Annotated in this window: 16 protein-coding genes; 14 read left to right on the top strand and 2 right to left on the bottom strand. The window is 60.2% G+C overall.

Features of this window, described 5'->3' with window-relative positions; all coding sequences use genetic code 11:
* The first annotated feature begins 53 nt into the window (after window positions 1-53).
* From ACEN8E_RS26870 to trpE, 10 genes are all read left to right on the top strand, one after another.
* The gene (locus tag ACEN8E_RS26870) at window positions 54-2,450 is read left to right on the top strand and encodes a PAS domain-containing sensor histidine kinase (RefSeq protein WP_495590478.1); all 2,397 of its coding nucleotides are present in this window, start codon (window positions 54-56) and stop codon (window positions 2,448-2,450) included.
* 111 nt (window positions 2,451-2,561) lie between these two features.
* Window positions 2,562-3,191, top strand: coding sequence for a response regulator (locus tag ACEN8E_RS26865; RefSeq protein WP_495590477.1), 630 nt, complete (start codon window positions 2,562-2,564; stop codon window positions 3,189-3,191).
* 344 nt (window positions 3,192-3,535) lie between these two features.
* A complete protein-coding gene (locus ACEN8E_RS26860) occupies window positions 3,536-4,660 on the top strand; it encodes an ABC transporter ATP-binding protein (protein WP_429366730.1) in 1,125 nt (374 codons plus the stop codon).
* A gap of 47 nt (window positions 4,661-4,707) precedes the next feature.
* Window positions 4,708-5,751, top strand: coding sequence for an ABC transporter substrate-binding protein (locus ACEN8E_RS26855; RefSeq protein WP_495590476.1), 1,044 nt, complete (start codon window positions 4,708-4,710; stop codon window positions 5,749-5,751).
* 184 nt (window positions 5,752-5,935) lie between these two features.
* The gene (locus ACEN8E_RS26850) at window positions 5,936-7,183 is read left to right on the top strand and encodes an ABC transporter permease (RefSeq protein WP_429366728.1); all 1,248 of its coding nucleotides are present in this window, start codon (window positions 5,936-5,938) and stop codon (window positions 7,181-7,183) included.
* Window positions 7,184-7,195: 12 nt separating this feature from the next.
* Entirely contained in the window at window positions 7,196-8,020 is an 825-nt protein-coding gene (locus ACEN8E_RS26845) for an ABC transporter permease (RefSeq protein WP_322615063.1), read from the top strand.
* A 219-nt stretch (window positions 8,021-8,239) separates the two neighbouring features.
* Complete coding sequence (locus ACEN8E_RS26840; protein WP_495590475.1) at window positions 8,240-9,388, top strand: iron-containing alcohol dehydrogenase; 1,149 nt, start codon at window positions 8,240-8,242, stop codon at window positions 9,386-9,388.
* Window positions 9,389-9,503: 115 nt separating this feature from the next.
* Window positions 9,504-10,178, top strand: coding sequence for a ribulose-phosphate 3-epimerase (rpe, locus tag ACEN8E_RS26835; RefSeq protein ID WP_008061583.1), 675 nt, complete (start codon window positions 9,504-9,506; stop codon window positions 10,176-10,178).
* The gene (locus ACEN8E_RS26830) at window positions 10,175-10,993 is read left to right on the top strand and encodes a phosphoglycolate phosphatase (protein ID WP_495590474.1); all 819 of its coding nucleotides are present in this window, start codon (window positions 10,175-10,177) and stop codon (window positions 10,991-10,993) included. Before rpe ends, ACEN8E_RS26830 begins: the two co-directional genes overlap by 4 nt.
* 69 nt (window positions 10,994-11,062) lie before the next feature.
* Window positions 11,063-12,544: an anthranilate synthase component I gene (trpE, locus tag ACEN8E_RS26825; protein ID WP_495590473.1), complete on the top strand. Its 1,482-nt coding sequence runs from the start codon at window positions 11,063-11,065 to the stop codon at window positions 12,542-12,544.
* Window positions 12,545-12,627: 83 nt separating this feature from the next.
* Here the strand turns inward: trpE and estP are convergent, their stop codons facing one another.
* Complete coding sequence (gene estP, locus ACEN8E_RS26820; protein WP_495590472.1) at window positions 12,628-14,538, bottom strand: esterase EstP; 1,911 nt, start codon at window positions 14,536-14,538, stop codon at window positions 12,628-12,630.
* 408 nt (window positions 14,539-14,946) lie between these two features.
* On the opposite strand from estP, the gene ACEN8E_RS26815 reads away from it, so the two are divergent.
* From ACEN8E_RS26815 to ACEN8E_RS26800, 4 genes are all read left to right on the top strand, one after another.
* On the top strand, window positions 14,947-15,540 hold the full coding sequence (locus tag ACEN8E_RS26815; RefSeq protein WP_007980194.1) for an aminodeoxychorismate/anthranilate synthase component II: 594 nt from the start codon (window positions 14,947-14,949) through the stop codon (window positions 15,538-15,540).
* 9 nt (window positions 15,541-15,549) lie between these two features.
* The gene (trpD, locus tag ACEN8E_RS26810; RefSeq protein ID WP_495590471.1) at window positions 15,550-16,599 is read left to right on the top strand and encodes an anthranilate phosphoribosyltransferase; all 1,050 of its coding nucleotides are present in this window, start codon (window positions 15,550-15,552) and stop codon (window positions 16,597-16,599) included.
* Window positions 16,596-17,432, top strand: a complete 837-nt coding sequence (gene trpC, locus ACEN8E_RS26805) for an indole-3-glycerol phosphate synthase TrpC (RefSeq protein ID WP_495590470.1) — start codon at window positions 16,596-16,598, stop codon at window positions 17,430-17,432. The genes trpD and trpC overlap by 4 nt, the downstream gene beginning before the upstream one ends.
* Window positions 17,433-17,566: 134 nt before the next feature.
* Complete coding sequence (locus ACEN8E_RS26800) at window positions 17,567-18,268, top strand: lipoate--protein ligase family protein (RefSeq protein ID WP_495590469.1); 702 nt, start codon at window positions 17,567-17,569, stop codon at window positions 18,266-18,268.
* A 10-nt stretch (window positions 18,269-18,278) separates the two neighbouring features.
* On the opposite strand, the gene crp is transcribed toward ACEN8E_RS26800, so the two are convergent.
* Window positions 18,279-18,923, bottom strand: coding sequence for a cAMP-activated global transcriptional regulator CRP (gene crp / locus ACEN8E_RS26795; RefSeq protein ID WP_495590468.1), 645 nt, complete (start codon window positions 18,921-18,923; stop codon window positions 18,279-18,281).
* Between the last annotated feature and the right edge of the window lie 166 nt (window positions 18,924-19,089).

Here is a 19,089-nt window from a genome sequence, read left to right as displayed (position 1 = left end):
TTGTTCCGGCAGCCTAATGGGTTGGTCAGTATTTGTCAGTGTGTGAGAGTTCAATGATGCGTTTTCGCTGCCTGTGGGTTATCGGCTGTTTGTGGTTTCCCTTGATGGGTTGGGCGGCGGCTCTGCCCGCGGCGCATGTTGCCCAGCTGACCCCGAAACAGCAGCACTGGCTGGCGCAGCAGAGCGAGTTGCGGGTCGGCCTGGTGTTGCAGGCACCCTATGCGCAGTACGATCGCCGCTTGCAGCGCCTGTCCGGGGTAAATGTCGACTTGATGAAGTGGCTGGCAAAGACCCTCAATGTCGAACTGAGCTGGCGCAACTTTCCCGACCTTGAACAATTGGAAGCCGCTGCCCGCGAGGGCGAAATCGACATTGCCCCGGGGCTGACCCAAACCCCTGGCGGGTTGCGCTTCTGGCAGTTTTCCGACCCCTACATGCGGGTGCCGCAACTGGTGGTCAGCGACCAGAAAAGCGCCGGCGCGGTCGAGCTGGAAAAGCTCGACAACCAGACCCGCGTCGCGGTGCGCATGCCCAGCGCCATCGCCGATTACCTGCACAGCAACTATCCGCACCTGAACCTGCAAGGCGTACCGATGGAGCGCCAGGCCTTGCAATTGCTGACGGGCCAGCAGGCGGCTTATGCGGTGGTCGATGAGGCGCAATTGGGGCGTCTGTCCGTCGAGCCGGAGTTCGCCGGGTTGGTGGTGGTCGGGGATGTGGGACTGCCGCAGCTGCTGCGGGTGGCCACGCGCCGCGACAAGCCGGAACTGGCGGGCATCGTCGAAAGCGCATTGCGGGCGATCCCGGCCAAGGATCTGGAACAACTGCACAATCAATGGCTGCAACCCAAGTATCCGCGGCTCACCGAATCCCCGGGGTTCTGGCAAAACCTCTGCCTGTTACTGGTCGTGCTGGCGTTGAGTTGCATGGCTATCGTGTTCTGGCAGCGCCGTCAGCAGCACAACCTGGAGCAACGGCTGATGGCCGCGCAGGAAGACATTGCCTTGCGTGCCGCCAGCGAAGAGGCGTTGCGGCTCACCCAGTTTTCCATCGATCAAAGCACCGTCGGCATCCTCTGGGTCAACTGGGACAGCCACGTGCGCTACGCCAACCGTGCAGCGGAAAGCATGCTTGGCTATCCAGCCGGCGGGATCATCGATCGGCCCTTGATCGATTTCGAACCCGACCTGCACATGGACCGCTGGCTCAATCTGTGGAAGCGCGCCCGGGCCAGTGAAGAGGGGCCGCTAAGCTTCGAAACCAATTGCGTGCGCGCCGACGGTAGCATTCTGCCGGCCGATGTCTCATTGAGTTTTCTGCGCTTTCGCGATGGCGAATACCTGGTGGTCTACCTCAACGATGTCACCGAGCGGCGCCGTGCCCTGGCCGCCTTGCAGGAAAGCGAGGCGCGGCTGCAAGGCATCGCCGCCAACGTTCCGGGCCTGGTGTTCCGGCTGGAGCGGGCGCCGGTGACCGGTCAGATCGATTTTGCCTATATCAGCGAAGGCAGCGAAAGCCTGGTGGGCTACTCGCCGGCCACGCTGGCGCATCGCGATAAAGGTCTGCGCAGCCTGGTGCATCCGGATGACAAGGCCAGCTATCACCAAACCCAGGATCATGCGCTAGATACCGACAGTGACTGGTCGTGGCAAGGGCGGATCCTCACCCGTCAGGGCGAACAGCGCTGGGCGGAAATCAAGGCCATCACGCGTCAGCTGGAAGACGGCGCCTATGTCTGGGACGGAATTGTCTGGGACATCAGCGAGAGCAAGCGCATCGAACTTGAACTGGCCAGCTCCCGGGAACAACTGCGTGAGTTGTCCGCGCACCTGGAAAGCGTGCGCGAAGAAGAAAAGGCGCGCATCGCCAGGGAAGTTCACGATGAACTGGGTCAGATGCTGACGGTGCTCAAGCTGGAAACCTCCATGTGCGAACTGGCTTACGCGCAACTCGATCCGGGCCTTAACGAGCGCCTGGGCAGCATGAAGCGCCTGATCGCTCAACTCTTCCAGTTGGTTCGCGACGTGGCGACCGCATTGCGTCCGCCGATTCTCGATGCCGGCATTGCCTCGGCCATCGAATGGCAGGCCCGACGATTTGAAGCGCGTACACATATTCCGTGTCTGGTGCAGGTGCCGGACAATCTGCCGGTACTCAGCGATGCCAAGGCCATCGGCCTGTTCCGGATACTTCAGGAAGCGCTGACCAATGTCATGCGCCATGCCCAGGCGCATACTGTTGAACTGACACTGGCGCTGGAAGGCGACGAGTTGTGTCTGACGGTTAGCGATGATGGCGTAGGATTTGTCGCTGCGCCTGGCAGGCCAACGTCCTTTGGGATTGTCGGAATGCGCGAGCGGGTGTTGATCATGGGCGGTGAGTTATCCCTTGAAAGTGAGCCGGGTGAAGGCACGACCCTGAATGTACGCGTCCCGCTGGATGCAGCCTGATGTTTATCTATTGATTGTTCTGACGTCATCGCGAGCAGGCTCGCTCCCACATTGGCTTTGAGTCGTTCATAGATCCCCTGCTCGCGAATGATCTTGAATCTGGAGAAAAACGTGATCCGTGTACTGGTAGCCGAAGACCACACCATCGTCCGTGAAGGCATCAAGCAGCTGATTGGCCTGGCCAAGGACTTGCTGGTGGTGGGGGAGGCGAGTAATGGCGAGCAGTTGCTCGACGCCTTGCGTCATGTGCCCTGCGAAGTGGTGTTGCTGGATATCTCCATGCCGGGCGTCAATGGCCTGGAAGCCATTCCGCGGATTCGCGCCCTGAACAATCCGCCGGCGATCCTGGTGTTGTCGATGCACGACGAAGCGCAGATGGCCGCCCGGGCGCTGAAGGTCGGGGCCGCCGGTTATGCAACCAAGGACAGCGATCCGGCACTGTTGCTGACGGCCATTCGCAAAGTGGCGTCAGGCGGGCGTTATATCGACCCGGAACTGGCCGACCGCATGGTCTTCGAGGTTGGCCTGACCGACTCGCGTCCATTGCATTCGTTGCTCTCCGAGCGCGAGTTCTCCGTGTTCGAGCGCCTGGCCCAAGGCGCCAATGTCAACGACATTGCCCAGCAACTGGCGCTGAGCAGCAAGACCATCAGCACCCACAAGGCGCGGCTGATGCAGAAGCTCAACATCACCTCGTTGGCGGAGCTGGTGAAGTACGCGATGGAACACAAACTTCTCTAGATGACACCAAAATCCAGTGTGGGAGCGGGCTTGCTCGCGAAAGCAGTATGTCAGTCGACATATCCGGGTCTGACACACCGCTTTCGCGAGCAAGCCCGCTCCCACAGGTTCTGTGGTGACATATCCATTTACGACATCCTGCAAATCCGCTTTTGCCCTTGCTTGCGGCTTGTAGCTGGCCGCTCGCCACTGCACTTGCCAAACCGCGCCATCCTTGTAGGGCAATCCCTACCCCCGGCTTTCCATCCGGCTGAGGCGAATCTCTCTTGCGCCCCGATTTGCGTGGTCCCCAACGTCCACTAGGCTTAATCCCCACAGCAGTCATCAATAACAAAGGTGTGGGTATGAGCCAGGTCGATTCAAGCGCAGGGGCCAATGATGTTCTGGTCAGCTTTCGTGGAGTGCAGAAGAGCTACGATGGCGAGAACCTGATCGTCAAGGACCTCAACCTGGACATTCGCAAAGGCGAATTCCTCACCTTGCTCGGGCCGTCCGGCTCCGGCAAGACCACCAGCCTGATGATGCTCGCCGGCTTCGAAACGCCGACCGCGGGCGAAATCCTGCTGGCGGGGCGCGCCATCAACAACGTGCCGCCACACAAGCGCGATATCGGCATGGTGTTCCAGAACTACGCATTGTTCCCCCACATGACGGTGGCCGAGAACCTGGCGTTCCCGCTGACCGTACGCGGCATGAACAAGAGCGACGTCAGCGCCCGGGTCAAGCGCGTGCTGAGCATGGTCCAGCTCGATACCTTCGCCCAGCGTTACCCGGCACAGCTTTCCGGCGGTCAGCAACAGCGGGTGGCATTGGCCCGCGCGCTGGTGTTCGAACCGCAACTGGTGCTGATGGACGAACCCCTGGGCGCCCTCGACAAACAACTGCGTGAACACATGCAGATGGAGATCAAGCACCTGCACCAGCGCCTGGGCGTAACCGTGGTCTACGTGACCCACGATCAGGGCGAAGCCTTGACCATGTCCGACCGCGTGGCGGTGTTCCATCAGGGCGAAATCCAGCAGATCGCGCCGCCGCGCACCCTCTACGAAGAGCCGAAAAACACCTTCGTCGCCAACTTCATCGGCGAAAACAACCGTCTCAATGGCCGCCTGCACAGTCAGACCGGCGACCGCTGCGTAGTCGAACTGGGGCGTGGTGAAAAAGTTGAAGCACTGGCGGTGAATGTCGGCAAGACCGGCGAGCCGGTGACCCTGTCCATCCGTCCGGAGCGCGTGAGCCTCAATGGCTCCAGCGACCAATGCGTCAATCGCTTCTCCGGGCGAGTCGAGGAATTCATCTATCTGGGCGACCACGTCCGGGTTCGCATGGAAGTCTGTGGCAAGACCGACTTCTTCGTGAAACAGCCGATTGCCGAGCTTGATCCCTCGCTCGCCGTCGGTGACGTGGTACCGCTTGGCTGGCAGGTCGAACACGTTCGCGCGCTCGATCCCCTTCTAGAGGCGAGCTGATCGCCCCGTAATACCAACACTAATCCCGCACGTGGAGAGAACAATAAATGTTGAGATCCCTGAAATTCACCGCTCTGGCACTGGGCATGATGGGCGCGGCACACGCAATGGCTGCTGGCCCGGACCTGACCGTGGTGTCCTTTGGCGGGGCGAACAAGGCGGCTCAGGTCAAAGCCTTCTACGCACCGTGGGAAGCGGCAGGTAACGGCAAGATCGTGGCCGGTGAATACAACGGCGAAATGGCCAAGGTCAAGGCCATGGTCGACACCAAGAGCGTGTCCTGGGATCTGGTAGAGGTTGAATCGCCGGAACTGTCCCGCGGTTGCGACGAAGACATGTTCGAGCAACTGGACCCAGCGCTGTTCGGCAAGAAAGAAGATTACGTCAAGGGCGCGATCCAGCCATGCGGCGTGGGCTTCTTCGTGTGGTCGACCGTAATGGCCTACAACGCCGACAAGCTTAAAACCGCACCGACCAGCTGGGCGGACTTCTGGGACACCAAGCAGTTCCCGGGCAAGCGTGGCCTGCGTAAAGGCGCCAAGTACACCCTGGAATTCGCACTGATGGCCGACGGCGTTGCGCCGAAAGACGTCTACAAAGTGCTGGCCGGCAAAGATGGTCAGGACCGCGCATTCAAGAAGCTCGATGAGCTCAAGCCGAGCATCCAGTGGTGGGAAGCCGGTGCACAACCGCCGCAATACCTCGCTTCCGGCGACGTGGTCATGAGCTCGGCCTACAACGGCCGTATCGCTGCCGTGCAGAAAGAAAGCAACCTGAAAGTGGTGTGGAACGGCGGTATCTACGACTTCGACGCATGGGCCATCCCGAAAGGTCTGGACGCCAAGCGCGCGGAAGCTGCGAAGAAATTCATCGCCTACTCGGTACAGCCACAGCAGCAGAAGACCTACTCGGAAAACATCGCTTACGGCCCGGCCAACACCCAGGCCGTACCACTGCTGGCCAAGGATGTCCTGAAAGACATGCCGACCACCCCGGAAAACATCGCCAACCAGGTGCAGATCGACGTCAGCTTCTGGGCTGACAACGGCGAGCAACTGGAACAGCGCTTCAACGCCTGGGCTGCCAAGTAAGACCGCACCGCGGGCTTACGCTGTAGGAGCGAGCTCGCTCGCGAAGACGTCAGTACATTCAACATCGTTGTCGACTGACACTTCGCCTTCGCGAGCAAGCCCGCTCCCACATTTGAACAGAGTGTTTTAAACGATCGAGGTGGTTTCCCGCCTCTGCATTGATCAAAGATTTCCGGAGTACGCCATGGCTATCGCCATTCCCGTGAACGCGGGCACTGACCCCACCCTGAAGCAGCGGCTCAAGCACGCCGAGCGGGTCAACCGCTGGAAGGCCCAGGCGTTGATTGCGCCGCTGGTGCTGTTTCTGTTGCTGGTGTTTCTGGTGCCGATCGTGGCGCTGCTCTACAAAAGCGTTGGCAACCCGGAAGTGGTCGGCGGCATGCCGCGCACCGTGACAGCCATCGCCAGCTGGGACGGCCGCGGCCTGCCCGCTGAACCGGTTTATAAAGCGGCGGCTGAAGACCTCGCCGACGCTCGCAAGAATCAGACCCTGGGTGATCTGTCCAAGCGCTTGAACATGGAGCTGGCAGGTTATCGCAGCCTGCTGACCAAAACCGCCCGCGCCTTGCCGCTCGCCACTGAGCCGGCTTCTTATAAAGAAGCGCTGGAAGGCCTCGATGAGCGTTGGGGTGACCCGGCCTACTGGCAAGCGGTGCGCCGCAACACCAGCAGCATCACCCCGTATTACCTGCTGGCCGCAGTCGATCATCGCATCGATGACCTCGGTGAAATCGCCCCGGCCACCCCGGATCAGGCGATCTACCTCGACATCTTCGCCCGCACCTTCTGGATGGGCCTGATCATCACGGTGATCTGCCTGGTGCTGGCGTATCCCCTGGCTTACCTGTTGGCGAACCTGCCGTCGCGGCAGAGCAACCTGCTGATGATTCTGGTGCTGTTGCCGTTCTGGACTTCGATCCTGGTACGGGTCGCGGCGTGGATCGTGTTGCTGCAATCGGGCGGCCTGATCAACAGCGGCCTGATGGCGATGGGCATCATCGATAAGCCGATCGAACTGGTGTTCAACCGTGTCGGTGTCTACATCTCCATGGTGCACATCCTGCTGCCGTTCATGATCCTGCCGATCTACAGCGTGATGAAAGGCATCTCGCCAACCTACATGCGTGCCGCGATTTCCCTCGGCTGCCATCCGTTCGCCAGCTTCTGGCGGGTGTACTTCCCGCAGACCTATGCCGGTGTCGGCGCCGGTTGCCTGTTGGTGTTCATCCTCGCCATCGGCTACTACATCACCCCGGCATTGCTGGGCAGCCCGAACGATCAGATGGTCAGCTATTTCGTCGCCTTCTACACCAACACCAGCATCAACTGGGGCATGGCGACCGCACTCGGTGGGTTGCTGCTGTTGGCAACCGTGGTGCTTTATCTGATTTACAGCTGGCTGGTGGGCGCCAGTCGCCTGCGCCTGAGCTAAGGGGAGAACGAAATGCTGAGTCCTTATATGTCGCCCATCGAACGGGTGTGGTTCTATGGCTTGCGGATTCTCTGCGGCTTGATTCTGTTGTTCCTGATTCTGCCGGTGCTGGTGATCATTCCACTGTCGTTCAACTCCGGGAGTTTTCTGGTTTATCCGCTGCAAGGCTTCTCGCTGCACTGGTACCAGGATTTCTTTGCCTCGGCGGAATGGATGCGTTCGTTGAAAAACAGCATGATCGTGGCCCCGGCCGCGACCGTGTTGGCGATGATTTTCGGTACGCTGGCGGCGATCGGCCTGACTCGGGGCGACTTCCCGGGCAAGGCGCTGGTGATGGCGCTGGTGATTTCGCCGATGGTGGTGCCGGTGGTGATCATCGGCGTGGCCAGTTACCTGACCTTCGCTCCACTGGGATTCGGTAACAGCTATACCTCGCTGATCGTGGTGCACGCCGTACTGGGCGTGCCGTTCGTGATCATTACGGTGTCGGCGACCTTGCAGGGGTTCAACCACAACCTGGTGCGGGCCGCTGCGAGCCTGGGCGCTTCGCCGCTGACCACGTTCCGCCGGGTGACCTTGCCGCTGATCGCACCGGGCGTGATTTCGGGGGCGTTGTTTGCCTTCGCGACTTCGTTCGATGAGGTGGTGGTGACGCTGTTCCTCGCAGGTCCCGAGCAAGCGACCCTGCCACGGCAGATGTTCAGCGGCATCCGCGAAAACCTCAGCCCGACCATCGCCGCCGCCGCGACGCTGCTGATTGCCTTCTCGGTGATCCTGTTGCTGACCCTGGAATGGCTGCGTGGGCGTAGCGAGAAACTGCGTACCGCCCAAGTCTAAAACCATACACAGACCTTCTGTAGGAGCGAGCCTGCTCGCGATGAACCTGAGATCGACGCGGGCATCCAGAATGCCCGTGTCATCGTTGACGTCCATCGCGAGCAAGCTCGCTCCTACAGGTTTCGGGACTCTCCGGTCATTCATGGTCTGAATACCAGCCAACCTTAAATCCCCAGCTACTCTTGTGCCCAGCTCCCCTACCTATAAGAGGCTGCGCACATGAGTCTTTCCTCTTTCAAGATCGCTCACAAATTGATCACTGGCGCAGGTGCCATCGAGCAGCTGTCCGCCGAGCTGGCACGCCTGGACATCGACAACCCGCTGATCGTCACCGATGCCGCCCTGGTCAAGTCCGGCACGGTGGAGCTGGCACTGGCGCAGCTGGGCGAGCGCAGCTACGAGATTTTCGACCGGGTACTGCCGGATCCGGAAATCGCCATCGTCGAAGACTGCATGGAGGTTTATCGCGAGGGTGGGCATGACGGACTGATCGGCCTGGGCGGCGGCAGTGCCATCGACATTGCCAAGAGCGTGGCGGCCTATGCCGGCTACCACGGCGCGCTGGAGGATCTGTTCGGTATCGATCAGGTCCCGCGCAAAGGCCCACCGCTGATCGCCATCCCGACCACGGCGGGTACCGGCTCGGAGGTGACCAACGTCGCCATCCTTTCCGACAAGGTTGCGCGGCTGAAAAAGGGCATTGTCAGCGACTACCTGCTGCCAGACGTGGCGCTGGTCAGCCCTCAAATGACCCTGACCTGCCCGCGCAGTGTCACCGCCGCCAGTGGCGTAGATGCACTGGTGCATGCCATCGAGTCCTATCTGTCAGTCAATGCATCGCCGATTACTGATGCGCTGGCTATCGGCGCGATCAAGTTGATCGCCAGGGCTTTGCCCAAGGCCTATGCCAATCCGTCGAACCTGCAGGCCCGTGAAGACATGGCCACCGCCAGCCTCATGGCCGGCATGGCATTCGGTAATGCCGGGGTTGGTGCAGTGCATGCGCTGGCATATCCGCTGGGCGGGCGTTTCAACATTGCCCATGGCGTCAGTAATGCCTTGCTACTGCCCCATGTCATGACCTGGAACAAGATGGCCTGCATCGAACGCATGCAGGATATAGCCGAGGCCATGGGCGTGAAGACCGCGCATTTGAGTGCCAATGAAGCGGCCGACAAAGGCGTGCAAGCCATGACCGAACTGTGTGCCGCCGTGGAAATTCCCCTGGGCCTGCGCAGTTTCGGTATACCCGAGGACGCCATCCCGTCAATGGCCGCGGAAGCGGCGGGGATCGAGCGTCTGATGCGCAATAATCCGCGCAAATTGACTGCCGTCGATATCGAAAAGATCTATCGTGCGGCGTACTAGAGCCTTTGCCGTTGATGGGTGATGGCAGGTTCCAATCATCGCACTCACGGTGCGCGCGTCAAAGCATGAGGTATACAATGCGCGCCATCGTGATTCTGCTCAGATAAGGTGCGTCATGCAGCCCTTCGTAATTGCTCCGTCGATTCTCTCCGCCGACTTCGCCCGCCTGGGTGAGGAAGTGGACAACGTCCTGGCCGCTGGCGCCGACTTCGTGCACTTCGATGTCATGGACAACCACTATGTGCCGAACCTGACCATCGGCCCGATGGTCTGCTCGGCACTGCGCAAGTACGGCGTGACCGCGCCGATCGACGCACACCTGATGGTCAGCCCGGTGGACCGTATTGTGGGCGACTTCATCGAAGCCGGCGCGACCTACATCACCTTTCACCCGGAAGCCACCCAGCACGTCGACCGCTCCCTGCAACTGATCCGCGAGGGCGGCTGCAAGTCGGGCCTGGTGTTCAACCCGGCGACCCCGCTGGACGTGCTCAAGTACGTGATGGACAAGGTCGACATGATCCTGCTGATGAGCGTCAACCCGGGTTTTGGCGGGCAGAAGTTCATCCCCGGCACCCTCGACAAGCTGCGTGAGGCGCGGGCGTTGATCGATGCTTCGGGCCGTGACATTCGCCTGGAAATCGACGGCGGTGTGAACGTGAACAACATTCGCGAAATCGCTGCGGCCGGTGCCGACACCTTCGTCGCCGGCTCGGCCATCTTCAATGCGCCGAACTATCAGGAGGTCATCGAGAAGATGCGTTCCGAACTGGCGCTGGCTCGCCCATGAGTGGCTTTGAGCAGCTGTTTTCGGGGCAACTGCCGCGGCTGGTAATGTTCGATCTGGACGGTACATTGGTCGACTCGGTCCCGGACCTGGCAGTGGCTGTGGACAAGATGCTGCTCAAGCTCGGTCGTCAACCTGCCGGTCTGGAAGCGGTGCGCGAATGGGTCGGCAATGGTGCGCCGGTGCTGGTGCGTCGTGCGCTGGCTGGCGGTATTGATCATTCTGCAGTCGATAACGCCGAGGCTGAACGGGCGCTGGAGTACTTCATGCAGGCTTATGGCGAAAGCCATGAGTTGACCGTGGTTTACCCCGGTGTGCGCGACACCCTCAAATGGCTGCAAAAGCAGGGCGTCGAGATGGCACTGATCACCAACAAGCCGGAGCGTTTCGTCGCGCCGCTGCTGGATCAGATGAAGATCGGCCGTTATTTCCGCTGGATCATCGGCGGCGACACCCTGCCACAGAAAAAGCCCGACCCGGCCGCGCTGTTTTTCGTGATGAAAATGGCCAACATCCCGGCTTCGCAGTCGTTGTTCGTCGGCGATTCGCGCAGCGATGTGCTGGCGGCGAAAGCGGCGGGGGTCAAGTGTGTGGCCCTGAGCTACGGCTATAACCACGGCCGGCCGATTGCCGAGGAGTCGCCGGCACTGGTGATCGACGACCTGCGCAAGCTAATTCCCGGTTGCCTGGATCCGGCCGCTGAGATAACGTTGGCCGACGCTGTCAAACCCCCTTCTGGAAACGCCATCGTGGTGGTCACTCGCAAACTCTGGATGAAAGTCATCAAGGCCCTGGCCCGCTGGCGTTGGCGCGCCTGACTTGATCCTGGCCGGTTTCCGGCGCGTTTGCATACCTGACTGTTCGACCCTCAAGCCACGAGGCACCTCATGATCCGCGAAGAATTCCTGCGTTTGGCCGCTGCCGGCTACAACCGCATCCCGCTTGCCTGCGAAACCCTGGCCGACTTCGACACGCCGCTGTCGATCTACCTGAAACTGGCCGACGAGCCCAACTCCTACTTGCTGGAGTCTGTTCAGGGCGGCGAGAAGTGGGGGCGTTACTCGATCATCGGCTTGCCGTGCCGCACCGTATTGCGGGTTCACGACCACCATGTCAGCGTGACCATCGATGGTGTCGAGACCGAAAGCCACGACGTGGAAGACCCGCTGGCCTTCGTCGAGGCTTTCAAGGCTCGCTACAACGTGCCGACCATTGCCGGCCTGCCACGTTTCAACGGCGGCCTGGTGGGCTACTTCGGTTATGACTGCGTGCGTTACGTGGAAAAGCGTCTGGGCAAGTGCCCGAACCCGGATCCGCTGGGCGTGCCGGACATTCTGCTGATGGTCTCCGACGCTGTCGTGGTGTTCGATAACCTCGCCGGCAAGATGCACGCCATCGTCCTGGCCGACCCGGCTCAGGAAGATGCTTTCGAGCAAGGTCGCGCTCGCCTAGAAGAACTGCTGGAAAAACTGCGCCAGCCGATCACCCCGCGCCGTGGCCTGGACTTCAGCAAGCAGCAAGCGGCTGACCCGGTGTTTCGCTCCAGCTTCACCCAGGACGATTACGAAAGAGCCGTCGACACCATCAAGGAATACATCCTGGCCGGTGACTGCATGCAAGTCGTGCCGTCCCAGCGCATGTCGATCGACTTCAAGGCGGCACCGATCGATCTGTACCGCGCGCTGCGCTGCTTCAACCCGACGCCTTACATGTACTTCTTCAACTTCGGCGACTTCCACGTCGTCGGCAGTTCGCCGGAAGTGCTGGTGCGGGTCGAAGACAACCTGATCACCGTGCGCCCGATTGCCGGCACTCGCCCGCGTGGGGCCAACGAAGAAGCTGACCTGGAGTTGGAAAAAGATCTGCTGTCGGACGACAAGGAAATCGCCGAGCACCTGATGCTGATCGACCTCGGTCGTAACGACACCGGTCGCGTATCGGAAATCGGTTCGGTGAAACTCACCGAGAAGATGGTGATCGAGCGTTATTCCAACGTGATGCACATCGTGTCGAACGTCACCGGGCAGTTGAAAGCCGGGCTGACGGCAATGGACGCACTGCGAGCGATTCTGCCGGCGGGCACCTTGTCCGGCGCGCCGAAGATTCGCGCGATGGAAATCATCGACGAACTGGAGCCGGTCAAGCGTGGCGTCTATGGCGGTGCGGTCGGGTACTTCGCCTGGAACGGCAACATGGACACTGCCATTGCGATTCGCACGGCGGTGATCAAGAACGGCGAACTGCATGTGCAGGCTGGTGGCGGCATCGTCGCCGACTCTGTGCCGGCGCTGGAATGGGAAGAAACCCTGAACAAGCGCCGCGCGATGTTCCGTGCCGTTGCCCTGGCTGAACAGACCCCGAATACCTGATCCACGCAAAACCTACAGGGGATTTGCGGACACCAAAAAAACGCGGCGCCTGTGAGGGCGCCGCGTTTTTTATTGCCTGCACATCAGAAGTCCAGCGCAACACCTACGTTGATGCCTTGTTGGGTGAAGTCATCGTCCTTGCGAATGTTGTAACTGGCGCGCAGTGCCAGGTCCCGGGTGAGGTTGTGGCTCACGCCCAGGTTCAGGCGGCTCAGGTGGGATTGCGGGGTATAGCCTTGCAGCGTGAACTGATTGTTCGGCAGGCTGTTGAGGTTGATGCCAACGTTCTGGGTGTCGTCGTTGTACTCGCGCTCGACAGCCACTTCACCGAAGACCTGGGTTTGCGGGGTGAACTGGTATTTGCCCTGCAGGCCGGCGCCGAGGCGGCGGGAGATACGGTCCTGATCGGCAAAGGTCAGCGCCGTGGAGTCGTTGCCGTCTTCCGAGTAACCGTCGACTTGCACCTTGGCGAAATCGGCGCTGACAAACGGCGACAGGTGCCAGGGGCTGCTGGCCTGTTGTGCAATGTCGTAACCCACGCGAGCGCTGAAGGCTTCGACGTAGCCGCTGGTATCGCCTTTTTCGCCACGTTCATTGACGCCCAACTGGAATTTACGCTTGAGGCTGTCGTAATCCAGATGCCCGGCCGTCAACGCCGCGTCGGCCCACACACGGTTTTGCTGGTATTGGGCGAATACCGTGCCCAGGTAAGTGTTGAGCTTGTAGTCGGAATCGTTGCTGCCGGCTTCGAGTTTCTGGTTATAGAAACCGGCCGCCAGACCGACGCGCCAGGCATCATCGAGACGGTAGCTGCCACCGATGTTCAGGTTGGCTCCGTTGCCGTCGGCGCTTGCCACGCTGTCTTGACCGTCAAAGTCCTGATGCTGTCCGCCGCCGGCAACAATGGCTCGCCATTGGCCGACGCCTTGCCAGTTTTCCCAATCGGCCAGCCACTGATTGCGCAATTCATCCTGATGCGAGCGCACGGTGCCATGAGCCATTTCAGGCAGCAAGGTCAGCTCCCACGGCGCGGCCAACAGGGAATACGCGTAATCGGCAATCAGGCGTTGCCCGGCTTCGGTGGGGTGCACAGAGTCGTTGAAGATCAGCTTGGTCGGGTCCGGTGTGGCACTGTTGATGCCATACCGGGCATTCTCGGTGCAACCGCTGCCGCTGAAGCAAGTGGCGATGAGGTTCTGGTCGCTGGCCAGGCCAAACTGTGCCGGGTTGGCGAACGTCTCTTTGAGCAGTACCGGAATGTTGAGCGGGATGACTGAGGCATTGATGTTTTGCAGTCGGCTTACCAGTTCAGTGTTGAACTGGGAGCTGAGCTGGGACGTGAATGCTTGCAACGGGGTACCGTTGAACGCCGGGGTAAAGCCGATATCGGGCAGCAACCAGACCATGACGTATTTGGCACCAGCGGTTTGCAGCGCCTGCACGCTGTCGGCCAGTCTGTCAGCTGCGGCGCTGGCCTGGGGCAGGCTGGTGACGCGCCCCTGGAGGAAGTCGTTGCCGCCGCCCGACAGGTAATACAGTGCATTCGGGTCGGCACGGAAGTTGTTCGACGGCAGGTATCCGGCTCGGGTGCGATCTCCGGTGGCGGAAGTGCTGGTGATCGAATCCAGAATCTGATCCGTACGGTAGCCGCCAACGGCCCAGTTGTTACCATCGGGCTGGCCGTTGCTGGCACGCACCGCCGAAGACGAGGACGCGGTCTGGTCCGCCGAGAACCCCAGTTTCCCACCCAGTATCTGCGTGGAGTTGAGCGAGCGGACTTCGCCGCTGCCATCCAGATACACCGGCCCCGTGCGGTTGGTAAAGCGTTGTGTCGCCCCGGCAGGCCCGCCCGTGTCGGCAAAGGTCCCGGCGTCGTTGAGGCTGTCCCCGAAGACAATGTAGTTCGTATAAGGATTGGGTGCGGCGTTCGCCTGGGCGCATGCCATCGCGAGCAAGCATCCTGCGAGCGGTACAAACAACGACTGTTTGATCATGAGCAAGTCCGTTTATTTATTGTTTTAGTGAACGAAACGACAGTACCAAAAACTTTCGGCCTTTTGCCATCTGTCGCGAAGCCTTTAAGAGTTTCGCGGGCAGTACCCCCGGCGATATTGCACGCTCTGCCCAGCTAAGTTACTGTGCCGGGACGTACGAACGAGACCTTCCCCGTGTTGATCATCAGTAAACTCCTGGATCAAGTCATCAAGGCACACGCCCGCTGGCGTTGGCGCGCCTGAATTCTTTTGCCGGCCTGGCCGGACCTGTACCGCTTTGCCTTCTTTACCTGTTTGAAATGCCGCTTTGCTGGCGCTACTCCGGCACCTGACAAAGTGCAGCGCTCTGCGGGTCAATCATTCGAAGGCCATCTTTAAAGTCAGTGAATTCAAGAGGTTCTTAACGCCATGTTGCTGATGATCGATAACTACGACTCCTTTACCTACAACGTTGTGCAGTACCTGGGCGAGCTCGGCTCCCAGGTCAAAGTCGTGCGCAACGATGAACTGACCATCGCTGAAATCGAAGCCCTCAATCCTGAGCGTATCGTTGTGTCCCCCGGTCCCTGCACTCCGACCGAAGCCGGCATCTCGATTGAAGCGATCAAGCATTTCGCCGGCAAACTGCCGATTCTTGGCGTCTGCCTTGGCCACCAATCCATCGGCCAGGCCTTTGGCGGTGACGTGGTGCGCGCCCGCCAAGTGATGCACGGTAAGACTAGCCCGGTATTTCACGAGGACAAGGGCGTATTCGCAGGCCTGAATCGTCCACTGACAGTGACCCGCTATCATTCATTGATCGTCAAGCGCGAAACCCTGCCCGATTGCCTGGAGCTGACGGCCTGGACCCAGCTCGAAGACGGCTCGGTCGACGAGATCATGGGCCTGCGTCACAAGACCCTGAACATCGAGGGCGTGCAGTTTCACCCGGAATCGATCCTCACCGAGCAGGGCCACGAACTGTTCGCCAACTTCCTCAAACAAACCGGCGGCACGCGCTAAGGACTTTTCATGAACATCAAGACAGCCCTGAGCCGCATCGTCGATCACCTCGACCTCACTACCGATGAAATGCGCGATGTCATGCGCGAAATCATGACCGGACAATGCAGCGACGCGCAGATCGGCGCGTTCATGATGGCCATGCGCATGAAGAGCGAAAGCATCGACGAAATCGTCGGTGCCGTGTCGGTGATGCGCGAGTTGGCGGACAAGGTCGAACTCAAGACCCTCGACGGTGTGGTCGATGTGGTCGGCACCGGCGGTGACGGTGCGAACATCTTCAACGTGTCCACGGCCTCTTCCTTTGTCGTCGCGGCGGCCGGTTGCACTGTGGCCAAGCACGGCAACCGTGCGGTATCGGGCAAGAGCGGCAGCGCCGATCTGCTGGAAGCCGCCGGTATCTATCTGAACCTGACCCCGGTGCAAGTGGCGCGCTGCATCGACAACGTCGGCATCGGGTTCATGTTTGCCCAGACCCACCACAAGGCCATGAAGTACGCAGCCGGTCCGCGCCGCGACCTTGGCCTGCGCACGCTGTTCAACATGCTCGGCCCGCTTACGAATCCGGCCGGTGTGAAACATCAGGTGGTGGGCGTGTTCACTCCGGCGCTGTGCCGGCCATTGGCCGAAGTGTTGCAGCGTCTGGGTAGCAAACATGTACTGGTAGTGCATTCCAAGGATGGTCTGGACGAGTTCAGTCTCGCCGCGCCGACTTTTGTTGCCGAGCTGAAAAACAACGAAATCACCGAATATTGGGTCGAGCCGGAAGATCTGGGCATGAAGAGCCAGAGCCTGCACGGTCTGTCGGTCGATGGCCCGGAAGCTTCGCTGGCGCTGATCCGCGACGCCTTGGGTAAACGCAAAACCGAGAACGGCCAGAAAGCCGCCGAAATGATTGTGCTCAATGCCGGTGCGGCGCTGTACGCCGCAGACCTGGCCAGTAGCTTGAAACAGGGCGTGGAGCTTGCGCACGACGCTTTGCACACAGGTCTCGCTCGGGAGAAACTCGAGGAGCTGGGTGCCTTTACCGCGGTATTCAAAGTGGAGAATGAGGGATGAGTGTACCGACGGTTCTGGAAAACATTCTGGCCCGCAAGGTTCAGGAAGTCGCCGAGCGTAGTGCCCGTGTGAGCCTGAGCGAGCTGGAAGGTCTGGCCAAGACGGCCGATACACCCCGTGGTTTTGCCAAGGCCTTGCTGGCCCAGGCCAGGCTGAAACAGCCGGCAGTCATTGCCGAAATCAAGAAAGCCTCGCCGAGCAAAGGCGTGATCCGTGAGAACTTCATTCCCGCCGATATCGCCAGAAGCTACGAGAAGGGTGGCGCGACCTGCCTGTCGGTACTCACCGACATCGACTACTTCCAGGGCGCCGATGCCTATCTGCAGCAGGCCCGTGCCGCGTGCAACCTGCCGGTGATCCGCAAGGACTTCATGATCGATCCGTACCAGATCGTCGAAGCCCGTGCGCTGGGCGCCGATTGCGTGCTGTTGATCGTCTCCGCACTGGACGACGTGAAAATGGCCGAACTGGCTTCGGTGGCCAAAGGCGTGGGGCTCGATGTGCTGGTTGAAGTGCACGATGGCGATGAGCTGGAGCGCGCGTTGAAAATCCTCGACACGCCACTGGTCGGGGTCAACAACCGTAACCTGCACACCTTCGACGTCAGCCTGGAAACCACCCTCGACCTGCTGCCGCGTATCCCGCGTGATCGTCTGGTGATCACCGAGAGTGGCATTCTCAACCGCGCCGATGTCGAGCTGATGGAAATCAGCGACGTCTATGCGTTCCTGGTGGGTGAAGCCTTCATGCGCGCCGAAAGCCCGGGTACCGAGTTGCAGCGCCTGTTCTTCCCTGAGCGCGGTGTGCCTGTCAGCGGTTCGACCCTCGACTGATTGTTCGCAGAACGAGTCGACCCCTTCGCGAGCAGGCTCGCTCCCACATTGGGTCGCGATCAAATGTGGGAGCGAGCCTGCTCGCGAAGACGGCATAAGATGCGCCACAGACTTCAAGTCCTACGGAAAACCTTATGACCTCACCTGTCTCCCTGACCATCGAAGCCGGCCTGCAAGCCGAGCAGGATCTGCTGGCCTCGGTCTGCACCGGCGACGCCGAGTTCGGCTTGCTGTTCTGGCAGCCGAGCGATTGGGCGCTGGTCATGCCGCGCCGTTTGAATCGCTTGCCCGGTTTCGAGGCTGCGTGCGAAGTGTCGGCGGCGGCAGGTTGGCCGGTGCTGTTGCGTGAAACCGGCGGCGAGCCGGTGCCGCAATCGGCCTCGACCATCAACATCGCTCTGGTTTACGCGCCGCCGCGCAGCGAAGGGGACTTGAACCGTATCGAGACCGGCTACCGGCGCTTGTGTGATCCGATCTGTCAGTTGCTCGATGAGTTGGGTGGCACTTCATCTCTGGGTGAAATCGAAGGCGCTTTCTGTGACGGTCGCTTCAACGTCAACCTCGATGGACGCAAAATGGTCGGTACCGCCCAGCGCTGGCGCCAGAGTCAAGGCGGGCAGCGTCCGGTGGGACTGGTACACGGGGCGATGCTGCTGGATAACGAGCGAGAGTCGATGGTCGCCGCGGTCAATCGCTTTAACGAGGCCTGCGATCTGGAGCAACGAGTCCGTGCCGAAAGCCACATTGCGCTGCATGAGAAGTTCAAGGCGCGCGATGCGCTGGCTCGCCTCGATGAGCTCTACCGGTTGATGCTGGCGCAGATGTTCAGCGGCTAGGTTTTCGAACTTATCGCGTACCGAAGACCACCATGGTCTTGCCTTTGACGTCCACCAGGTTGCGTTCTTCCAGATCCTTGAGCACGCGACCGACCATCTCCCGGGAGCAACCGACAATCCTCCCGATTTCCTGACGGGTCACCTTGATTTGCATACCATCGGGGTGAGTCATGGCGTCAGGCTGCTTGCACAGCTCCAGCAGACAGCGGGCAACGCGGCCGGTCACGTCAAAAAATGCCAGGTCACCGACCTTGCGCGTGGTGTTGCGCAGACGCTGTGCGATTTGTCCGCTGAGGACGTAAAGAATCTCCGGATCCTGCAGCGATAACTCGCGGAATTTTGCATAGCTGATTTCCGCAACTTCGCATTCAACCTTGGCCCGCACCCAGGCACTGCGCTCCTGCTCCAGGCCGGCTTGCTCAAACAGGCCCAGCTCGCCGAAAAAGTCCCCGGCGTTCAGGTAGGAAATGATCATTTCCCGGCCTTCGTCATCTTCGATCAGGATAGTGACTGAGCCTTTGAGGATGAAGAACAGCGTTTCCGAGCGGTCGCCGGCACAAATGATGTTGCTCTTGACCTGATAACGGCGGCGCTGGCAATGCATCAACAGCTTGTCGAGGTTCTTGATCTTGGGGTTGGGGGCAATAGCAACCATGGTTGAATCCCGAAAAGACTGCACGGTGTGTTTGGTTTTTATGAATAGTGAACGCTGGAGTCAAGCTGGCCATGCGCCATTGAATTGGCGTCAGCTTAACAGACACTTCCTGGAATATTCGAGCATTTACCTACGGGGGCGGTGGGATATGTCCTAGGACGCCGGG

The organism is Pseudomonas sp. Pseusp9, assembly GCF_059491265.1.
Note: the sequence above shows the minus strand (reverse complement) of the source record. Positions and strands in the feature narration are given on the sequence as shown.